Genomic DNA, 7,763 nt, shown 5'->3' with positions numbered 1-7,763 from the left:
AAAAGCAGACTAAGCAATGGCTCACCGCTACATGCCCTATCACCACATGAGCGCAAAGAAGCCAGCTGCAAAGGCACCGGAGTATGGGCAGCGGACACGCAGTTGGCTTAGTCCGTTCTACGCCACGGGACTAGATTCCGTGCACACGCCACCATTGCTAATCGTGAGCGTTCCCACGCTCTGCGTCCGGTGGTATCGCTGACAGGGCCTTATCTTGACGCCAAAGACACCCGATCAGACAACAAAAAACCCGCATCACTGCGGGCTTTTTATACCTACCGGGATCACACACCCATCGGCTTGACCCCGATCCAGGCACCATGCAGGTAGAACGCGAAGGCCGCCCAGGCGACCAGGCCAACCACCACTACCACCGCGTCCATCACCAGCTTGCCTTTGCCGTAGCTGACGCCGGCAGCACGATCGCGCTTGCGCGAAACCACAAACAGCGCGGTGGCCCAGGCGAGGAAGCCGCCGAACAGCAGCAGGTCCGCCAGCGAGCCGTTGGCAATCAGGTGCGCCAGCGCCCAGAACTTCACACCCAGCAACATCGGATGGCCGACTCGCGCCTTGATGCAGGAACCGGGGATGTAGGTCGCGACGATGAGGATAAACGCGGGGATGGTCAGCAGCGCGGCCAGGTGACGCGTCCAGACCGGCGAGATCCACAGCCAGGTGGGGCTCATGCGCGCCTGCCCGTAACCGTAGATGATCAATACAAAGCCGACAATCGACACCAGCGCATAGATGCCCTTCCAGGCCAGCGGCCCTTTGGCGGCGATGAACGAGGCGCGCTTGTCAGCGGCGAACAGGCGTGCGGAATGCATGCCCAGAAACAGTATCAGGCCCAATATCAGCAGCAGCATCACGGTACTCCGTTGTTATGGTTATGGTGCGCCGCTCTGCATTGGAGCGGCGTTGCCATCTTACTCCAGCCGCGCTTTCAGAGAACCGCCCTCTTCCCCCTCCAGCACCAGTGCGCCGGTTTCATCAAGGCGGAAACGGCTGGCCTGCTCCAGGCTCTGTACGAAGCGCGTCTCCTGCTGGTTCAACGAGGGAGCACAGGCCTTGCGGGTGGTCGCGAGCTGGCTGACCGTCAGGTTGCGCCCTTGCACCTCGTAGGCACCAACGTAGTTGTTGCAGCTGGCGCGGCCAGACACGCGACCGTCATTGCCGAAGTTGAGCGTCACCCGCGAGCGGTCGATGATGCCGCCGCCGTTAATGTCCTCAACCACCCACTCTCCGGCCTGCAGGATCAGTGCACCCGCCGGCTCACACTCGGGAAAGGTGTCACCCTTGATGGTCAGCATGCCCTTGTCACCCTTGTTCCAGAAACTGGTGGTACTGTCTTGCGGGTCCTCGTAACGGGCGCCTGAGGCACTGACCACCTGTTTGAGAATGTACTGTCCATGCACAGCTTCGATCAGCGCTTCCTCGTTATGCAGGGTGACGCGCACCGGAGTCCCCCCGCACTGCAGAATCATCACCCCGCTGCTGGGCAGTGCCTCGGCACTGGGGGGCGGTGGGGCCTGGTCGTTACCGGACATACCGGCACAGCCGACCAGCAGAGTACTCAGCAGTGCCGTTGCCATCAGGCCTTGGCGTTGGGTCATCGTCTATCTCCTTGATGAGGGTGAACACCGACCAAGCATAGCCTCAGGCGCCGCTCGCGGCACCCTGCAATCCGTCAGGCAGGTGGACCAGGCCCTCAAGGTAGAGCACGGCGTAACCGCTGATCTGCACCCGCTGAGGCCCCACTTCGCAGTACAAATGGCCGCCGCGAGCCGATGCCTGATAGGCGTGCAGCGTGCGCCGTCCCAGCCGCTCGGCCCAGAGTGGCGCCAGACCGGCGTGAATGGAACCGGTCACCATATCCTCCAACCCGCCATTGGCTGGCCAGAAATAACGCGAGACAAAATCCACCTCACGTCCGGGCGCCGTCGCCACCACATCTCTGGGTGCCAGACGCGCCAGCACCTGCGGATCAGCCTGCACCGCGCGCACCGCGTCCTCATCAGGGTAGAGCGCAAACCAGGCCTGATCGCTGACCAGCACCTGCGCAGGTGGCAATGACAGTCCGGCCAGCAGCTCCGGCGGCACCTGGGCGACCGCGACCGGCGGCAGCAGCGGCGCAGACATGTTGATCAGGCCACCCTCGCCGCGCGTCAGTTGCAGTTCACCCACGGCGGCGGCGCTAAAGGTCAGCGTCTGACAGGCCGGGTCGCGGCTGAACAGCACATGCGCACTGGCCAGAGTTGCATGGCCACAAAAATCGATTTCCGCCAGCGGCGAGAACCAGCGAATCGCGAAATGGCCAGGCTGCTGCTCGACCAGAAAGGCGGTTTCCGACACGTTGTTTTCGGCTGCAATAGCCTGCAGTACGGCGTCATCCAGCCAATGCGGCAATGGCATCACCGCCGCGTAGTTGCCACCGAACAGACGGTCGGTAAAGGCATCAACCTGATAGAGAGGTAGTTTCATTGCGCAGCTCCAGCAGTAAAACTTCCAGCCTACTCCAATCAGTCGGCAGCGCAGCAACACAGCCGCGACTGCAGACAGGAGTACAGTTGGCCACGGATGTCAGAAACCCCGCCCTTCGTTACGCAGAAAAGCCGACTCCTCGGCGGTGGTCGGGCGCAGCAGCACTTCGTTGCGATGCGGATAACGGCCAAAGCGCTTGAGGATCTCCAGGTGCTGGCGCTCTGCACGCAGGTTGTCCTCCAGCCCCGGCGCGCTGAACAGCATCATGGCCTGCTCGTGAATGACCATGGACTCGCTGTGCATGAACGGCATGTACATAAAGGCGCGCATCTTCAACGGCAACGCCTGATCGGCACCGCCGGCCACAGCCTCCTGCGCCAGCACCAGCGCCATGCCATCGCTGGCGAACGAGCGCGCGGTGCCGCGCCAGATGTTGCGTGAAAACTGGTCCAGCACAATGATCTCGGCCAGCCGGCCCAGCGCCGTCCCACGCCAGTTCATCAGTTCGCCACGCTCGGCACGCGCGTGCAGCGGCCCAAAGCGCTCGCGAATAAAACGGTCCAGGCCCGGATCAGCGCGCCACCACTGCACCGGCTGCAACTCACCAAACCAGAATGTGATTACTTCATCGACGGGCGTCACTCAGCTCCCCCACTCGTGTTGCGGTCTTACCTGTTGCCTATACTCGATCAGAACAGTGCTGCACGGATCGGTTCCGGGCATTTGGCGCCCAACCAGGCCGCCCGGTGAGGACCAGCGTCAGCCGGGATCGCTCAGGTGACCGCGGCAAACCGCAGCCAGCTTGTTACCGTCGGGGTCGCGAATGTAGGCGCTGTAGAAGTCCGGGTTGTATTGTGGCCGCAACGCAGGCTCGCCCTCGCTGGACCCTCCGCTGGCGAGGGCAGCGGCATGAAAAGCGCGCACGGATTTCCAGTCGGGGGCTGCAAAAGCGACCATTACGCCGTTGCCGACCGAAGCCGCTCCGCCATCAAAGGGTTCGCACAACCAGAGCGCCAGTTCGGCAGCGCCCTTGTCCTGGTAATACCCCCAGCCGGCCCAACCGTCCCAGTCACCCTCACCCGGTGTCTGTACCCGGGCTATCCCCAGCGTGGCCATGACCGCGTCGTAGAAAACGGTCGCCCGCAGCAGATCGTTGGTACCAAGGGTGATGTAGGTAAACATGCGGCCTCCAGAGTGAGTGTCAGCGAGCCGCCAGCATACTCCAGGGGGCCGCCCTGTTCACTTTTTAGACATCAATCTAAATCTTGGTTATTATGCGCGACTGCTGAGTCATCAGCCCATCACATTGCTCGCTCAGGATAATCCTCTGATCGGCGCTTTTATGCATTAACTCCAGCAGTTAATCGCGTTTTTACTGCAGACATTCTGCAGACCATGGTCCGTCTACTGACGCGCCAGAATACTTTCGACAATAAATATGTGAATAGCCTCTATGTCAAAATCCAATATCATCGCCATTGCTTCATCCCCGGCGTCCGAGTTTGATGCCGATGCGGTGCGTCACCAGCGCTTCAAGGTCTACACCGCCAAGCAGCTGGATCAGATTCCGCAGTTGCAGCAGCTCAGTGCCGAGCAGCGCTTCGAGATGCAGGTCGTTGCCAGCGTGCTGCCCTTTCGGGTCAACCAATACGTCATCGACGAGCTGATCGATTGGCACCAGGTGCCGGCCGACCCGATCTTCCAGCTCACCTTTCCGCAGCGCGGCATGCTCAAGCCTGAGCACTACGACCGTGTCGCCGAGGCCGTGCGCAGTGAGCTGCCCGCCGCTGAGTTCAAAGCGCTGATCAGCGACGTTCGCGCCGAACTGAACCCGCACCCGGCCGGCCAGCTGGAACACAATATTCCGATGCTGGACGGCGAAGTCGTCGAAGGGCTGCAGCACAAGTACCGCGAAACGGTGCTGTTCTTCCCCAGCTCCGGTCAGGTCTGCCACAGCTACTGCACCTTCTGCTTTCGCTGGGCGCAGTTTGTCGGCGATAAGGACCTGAAAATCGCCGCGCGTGAATCCAATCAGTTACAGGATTACCTGCGCGCCCATCCGGAAGTCACCGACGTGCTGGTCACCGGCGGCGACCCGCTGGTGATGAAGACCCGCAACCTGCGGGCCTACCTGGAGCCGCTGCTGAGCCCAGAGTTTGACCATATTCGCACCATCCGTATCGGCTCCAAGGCGCTGACCTTCTGGCCCCAGCGCGTGGTGACCGATGACGACGCCGAAGACCTGCTCGCCCTGTTCCGCGAGATTCAGGCCGCCGGCAAGCACCTGGCGCTGATGGCCCACTACAACCACTGGCAAGAGCTGGAGCCGGCCATCGCCCGTGAAGCCATTCGTCGCATCCGCGACACCGGCGCACAGATTCGCGCCCAGGGCCCGCTGCTGGCGCACATCAACGACGGCGCAAAGGTCTGGGCACGCCTGTGGCAGACACAGGTCGAGCTGGGCATCATCCCCTACTACATGTTTGTCGAGCGCGACACCGGTGCCCGCCACTACTTCGAGGTGCCGCTGGTCAAGGCCTGGGAGATCTACCGCGATGCCATGCAGCAGGTCTCGGGTATCGCCCGCACCGCGCGCGGCCCCTCCATGAGCTCGCACCCGGGCAAGGTGGAAATCCAGGGCGTCACCGAGATCAACGGCGAAAAGATCATTGCCCTGCGCATGATTCAGGGCCGCGACCCGGACTGGGTACAGCGCCCCTTCTTTGCCAAATACAACGAAGACGCCACCTGGCTCAATCACCTTGAGCCTGCCTTTGGCGAGGAACGCTTCTTCTTCGACGATTAAGGCCGCGCGCCCGGTGGCTCAGCACGCCACCGGGCTCTGTTGTGTGCACACCTCTGCCGGGGTCCGTGCAGGAAGCCCGCCTGGTCGCCGCCGCCGACAGCGACCGTCTCGACACCTGGCACAAGTACCGCAAGGGTCAGTGCGACAGCTGCCGCGCCCGGCCTGAAACGCAAACGCCGCCCCGAAGGGCGGCGTCAGTTTGCCGGAAACCTGCTACCGATCAGTACGGACAGTTGCCGCGGTAGTCAGAGATCTGCGAATCGGACGTGTGGTTCGGGCCACAGAGGAACTGCTTGTAACGCGCATCCTCGTCCAGGTGCAGCTTCATCCAGGACACACCGAAGCGGCTGAGTACGTCGTTGTAGATGCTGCCACCGTTCCCGCAGTAGTGGCTGCCGTTGTTGATCTCGACAAAGGCCTTGTCGATGTTGGACGGCAGCGCGTTGTAGAACGGCGAGGCGTGCTGGTACACCGGCGCGATCACATCTGACTCGCAGGCAAAGATCAGCGTCGGTGCCTGAGCACGGCTGGCGTAGTAGCTGCTGGTATCCCAGGGTGCCAGCGGAATGGCCGCCTTGATGCGCCCTTCACGGCCAACCCGCAGAGTACCGCCGCCGCCCATCGACCAGCCAATCACGCCCAGGCGGTCAGTATCGATCATGCCGCGGACCGGGCTGCCGACGCTGGTATTTTGGTCAACCAGATAGTCCAGCGCGTTGTTGATCTGGGTAGCACGGCTGCCCGGCTGATCAAAGCCGCTGTTGGTGTCGATGGTCATCACCACAAACCCGTAGGACGCCAGCTTGGGGCCCCACCACTCAATGGAGGACTCGGCCGAGACGAAGCCGGGAATCACCACAATCGCCGCCATGGTGCCGGTAGTGCCTGTCGGGTAGTGGATGGTGCCGCCGCCAAAGCCGCTGACAAAGCTGGAAACGCGCTCGTCATCAACATTGTACTGACCGCGATCGGCTTCCAGGAAGTTGACACTCGGGTCCGGGCCGCGCTGGTAGGGTGAGCTGCCACCGTTACCCGGATCCGGGTCAGTGGGCGGTGGGTTGTTGGCCAAGGCCGACATCGAGAACAGCAGCGCGCTGGCGCCACAGGCGGCAAGAATGCCTTTTTTGTTGAATGGCATGGGCTAGAGCCTCCATGAATCGTGCGTGGTTATTGTTGTAGGTACATCACGATCCGGCTTCTGCCGATCGGACCTCGGGTTGCCTGAACGCTACTCTAGCGCCGCCCCCGACCAACACCAGCACCCATTCAGGTGACACGTCATCTATCCCACCCTTTCGGGCGATGGCTGCTCACGCAGCCAATGGCTAGCCTTCCTCCTGCGTCAAATGCGATCCGCTGTCCGCCGAGCAGACCTCAGGTTGCCGCCTGTTTACTCGGACTGGCCGCTGAGCGCGCCTAGTCGTCGCTCAGCGTTGCCCTGACCAGCTCGATCTCATCGAAAAGACCGGCCATGACCCGCACCACCGCCGGGTCAAAGTGCTTGCCGGACTGTTCCCGGATGAACGCCTGCGCCCGTTCGGCCGTCCAGCCCGGCTTGTAAGGGCGCTCGCTGCGCAGGGCGTCATACACATCACAGAGTGCGACGATACGCGCCGACAAGGGGATCTGCTCACCCTGCAGCCCCGATGGGTAACCCGTGCCATCCCACTTCTCGTGGTGATTCAGCGCAATCTCGGCCGCCAGTTCCAGCAGCGAGGAGCGACCGCTGTCAGACAGGATCTGGCTACCGATACGCGCATGCTCCTGCATGGTCCGAAACTCCTCTTCGGACAGCTTGCCCGGTTTGCGCAGGATCTGATCCGCAATACCGATCTTGCCGACATCGTGCATGGGAGCAGCCAGACGCAACAGCTCTACCCAGGTCGCCGGCGCCCCAAGCCCTTGGGCAATCAGCGCTGCCGTCTCGCCAATGCGCATGATGTGCTTGCCGGTCTCGTTGTCCTTGTAATCCGCCGCGCGCGCCAGCGCACGGATGACCGCGCGGTAGCTGTCACGCAACCGCAGGGTGCGCTCCTGCACGCGCTCATCCAGCACGTTGCGCTCGCGCAGCAACATGCGGTGGGTATGGCCAAACTCCAGGCAATTGCGCACCCGCAGCAGCAGCTCGGGCAAGTCCACCGGCTTGGTCACGTAGTCGTTGCCACCCAGGTCCAGGCCACGGCGACGGCTGGCGGCATCACCCAGCGCCGTCACCAGAATCACCTGCTGCGCCGTGCGATCACGCTCTCGCAACGCCTCGAGAATAGTAAAGCCGTCCGGTTCCGGCATATCCAGATCCAGCAGCAGCAGATCCCAGGGATTGTCCTGCAGCCAGCGCAGGCCCTCGGCAGAATCGCTGAAACCTCTCACCTGCCCCAACCCCATGGTCCGCAGGCTCGACTCCAGCAGCCGCATGTTTGCCTGCACGTCGTCGATAATCACCACCCGCGCACCGTGCAGCGTGGAATTCAACATC

At 62.3% G+C, this 7,763-nt stretch carries 8 protein-coding genes; 1 reads left to right on the top strand and 7 read right to left on the bottom strand.

From position 1 onward, the window contains the following. Positions 1-284: 284 nt before the first annotated feature. The 5 genes from ASB58_RS18305 to ASB58_RS18285 all read right to left on the bottom strand — a co-directional run bounded on the left by ASB58_RS18305 (position 285) and on the right by ASB58_RS18285 (position 3,663). On the bottom strand, positions 285-866 hold the full coding sequence (locus tag ASB58_RS18305) for an NnrU family protein (RefSeq protein WP_118131890.1): 582 nt from the start codon (positions 864-866) through the stop codon (positions 285-287). 60 nt (positions 867-926) lie between these two features. After that, entirely contained in the window at positions 927-1,613 is a 687-nt protein-coding gene (locus tag ASB58_RS18300) for an META domain-containing protein (RefSeq protein ID WP_096005804.1), read from the bottom strand. Between the two features lie 43 nt (positions 1,614-1,656). Further along, a complete protein-coding gene (locus ASB58_RS18295) occupies positions 1,657-2,481 on the bottom strand; it encodes a PhzF family protein (RefSeq protein ID WP_096005805.1) in 825 nt (274 codons plus the stop codon). Between the two features lie 99 nt (positions 2,482-2,580). Continuing rightward, complete coding sequence (locus tag ASB58_RS18290) at positions 2,581-3,123, bottom strand: DUF924 family protein (protein WP_096005806.1); 543 nt, start codon at positions 3,121-3,123, stop codon at positions 2,581-2,583. A 117-nt stretch (positions 3,124-3,240) separates the two neighbouring features. After that, on the bottom strand, positions 3,241-3,663 hold the full coding sequence (locus ASB58_RS18285; RefSeq protein ID WP_118131889.1) for a VOC family protein: 423 nt from the start codon (positions 3,661-3,663) through the stop codon (positions 3,241-3,243). Between the two features lie 271 nt (positions 3,664-3,934). Between ASB58_RS18285 and ASB58_RS18280 the strand changes: the two genes are divergently transcribed. Further along, complete coding sequence (locus tag ASB58_RS18280; protein WP_235827335.1) at positions 3,935-5,287, top strand: KamA family radical SAM protein; 1,353 nt, start codon at positions 3,935-3,937, stop codon at positions 5,285-5,287. Positions 5,288-5,507: 220 nt separating this feature from the next. Here the strand turns inward: ASB58_RS18280 and ASB58_RS18275 are convergent, their stop codons facing one another. Together ASB58_RS18275 and ASB58_RS18270 are read right to left on the bottom strand one after the other, a co-directional pair. Further along, a complete protein-coding gene (locus tag ASB58_RS18275) occupies positions 5,508-6,425 on the bottom strand; it encodes an alpha/beta hydrolase family protein (protein ID WP_118131888.1) in 918 nt (305 codons plus the stop codon). 278 nt (positions 6,426-6,703) lie between these two features. Continuing rightward, on the bottom strand, positions 6,704-7,762 hold the full coding sequence (locus ASB58_RS18270; RefSeq protein WP_118131887.1) for an HD-GYP domain-containing protein: 1,059 nt from the start codon (positions 7,760-7,762) through the stop codon (positions 6,704-6,706). Between the last annotated feature and the right edge of the window lies 1 nt (position 7,763).

It is taken from the genome of Pseudomonas abyssi (assembly GCF_003444685.1).
Taxonomy (GTDB): Bacteria; Pseudomonadota; Gammaproteobacteria; order Pseudomonadales; family Pseudomonadaceae; genus Halopseudomonas; species Halopseudomonas abyssi.
This window is presented reverse-complemented; position numbering and strand designations above follow the sequence as displayed.